Below are 1490 nucleotides of genomic sequence, written 5' to 3'. Positions count from 1 at the left end.
CCCCGGCCTCATGCTCCTGCAAAATGCCGATGATCTGCTCTTCGGTTCGTATCGTTCGCTTCATCGTCCGTCCTCTCCATGGAGCGGACTCTAATCGCAGTTGGAGGAAAAATCCCGTGGCAGGTCAACGAGACTGTCGGCGACCCACGTTACCCCTTCGACCTGCTGTGCCGGGTGATCACGGTCAGCCTGGCGACGGTGAAGATCGTCCGGTCGCTGCCACCGCTGGAGATTTGAGGGTCGCCATGCCAGTCCCCGACTACGAGACCTTCATGCTGCCCGTGCTTCGGCTCTTCGGTGAAGGCGTCAAGAACGTCGCCGAATGCGTGCCGAGGCTGAAGGCCGAGTTCGGCATCTCTGACGACGAGGCGGCTGAGCTGCTGCCCAGTGGTCGCGTCACGGTCCTGCAGAGCCGCGCCCACTGGGCCCGCACCTATCTGTCGAAGGCAGGACTGCTCGAGAGCCCGAAGCGCAACCAGCACGTCATCACGCCGAAGGGGAGGGAAGTCCTGGCGGCCAGCCCGCCGCGCATCGACAACGCCTTTCTGGATCGCTTCGAAGGCTTCCGAGAGTGGCGTGTGCGCGCCGCTGCCGAGCCGGTGGTCAACGATCAGCTCGATCAGCCCGCGGCTCGCCCGGCGCCCGCTACGGACGCCCGGATCGAGAGCGCTCAGACACCCGAGGACGCGATGGCCTCCGCGCACAAGGTGATGAACGCCGCGCTGCGTGACGACCTGCTGGGCCTGCTCCAGGCGATGAACCCGATCCGGTTCGAGAGGCTGATCCTCGATCTGCTGGCCGCGATGGGCTACGGGGGCGGCGATCTCAGCAACGGTCGCATGACGCGCGCCACGGGCGATGGCGGGATCGACGGGGTGATCGACGAAGACGCCCTGGGTCTCGATGCCATCTACATCCAGGCAAAGCGCTACGACCCCAGCTACAAGGTCGGCCGACCGGACCTGCAGCGCTTCGTGGGCTCTCTGACGGGCGAGGGCGCGACCAAGGGCGTCTTTGTCACCACATCGGATTTTTCACGCGACGCGACCAGCTACATCGAGCGCGTCCAGCACCGCATCCGCCTGATAAACGGCCAGCGCCTCGCCGGCCTGATGATCCAGTATGGCGTCGGCGCCCGCGCGCAGCACCTACACCATCAACACGGTGGACGAGGACTATTTCTCGGAGGTTTGAGGGGAGCATGGCGGCTATGTCGAGGCAGTCGGGCGGTGGCGTGCGTCCCAACCGCACTTTCATCGCCAGTTTAGAGCGGAACGTCCTCTAAAGCCGGCCAAGCACGTTCCTATACTGTGGCTGTCCCCGGCTTTTGGTTGGCCAGTCGAAGCCATTTGCTTCTCTTCTGGTAAGCGTCCGGTCCGACCGCTCTGCCGCGGGGTGAGAGAGGCGGATAGTGTCCACCATCGATAGTGGACACTATGGTGATGGCGTGGCGCGTCGGACGAAGCGTCTTTGGACGGATGAGGAGAAGC

General features: G+C 64.3%; 2 protein-coding genes. Both read left to right on the top strand.

The features are described 5' to 3' along the window. The first annotated feature begins 78 nt into the window (after positions 1-78). Complete coding sequence (locus GVY41_RS20040; protein WP_161656937.1) at positions 79-237, top strand: hypothetical protein; 159 nt, start codon at positions 79-81, stop codon at positions 235-237. Positions 238-245: 8 nt separating this feature from the next. Next, positions 246-1268: a restriction endonuclease gene (locus GVY41_RS20035; protein ID WP_161348737.1), complete on the top strand. Its 1023-nt coding sequence runs from the start codon at positions 246-248 to the stop codon at positions 1266-1268. Positions 1269-1490: the final 222 nt, after the last annotated feature.

It is taken from the genome of Frigidibacter albus (assembly GCF_009908165.1).
In the GTDB taxonomy this organism is placed as follows: Bacteria; Pseudomonadota; Alphaproteobacteria; order Rhodobacterales; family Rhodobacteraceae; genus Frigidibacter; species Frigidibacter albus.
Note: the sequence above shows the minus strand (reverse complement) of the source record. Positions and strands in the feature narration are given on the sequence as shown.

What these genes read in the sequence shown, in the direction of transcription:
- GVY41_RS20040 (WP_161656937.1), top strand. Translation starts at nt 79, where the DNA reads ATGGAGCGGACTCTAATCGCAGTTGGAGGAAAAATCCCGTGGCAGGTC.
- GVY41_RS20035 (WP_161348737.1), top strand. Translation starts at nt 246, where the DNA reads ATGCCAGTCCCCGACTACGAGACCTTCATGCTGCCCGTGCTTCGGCTC.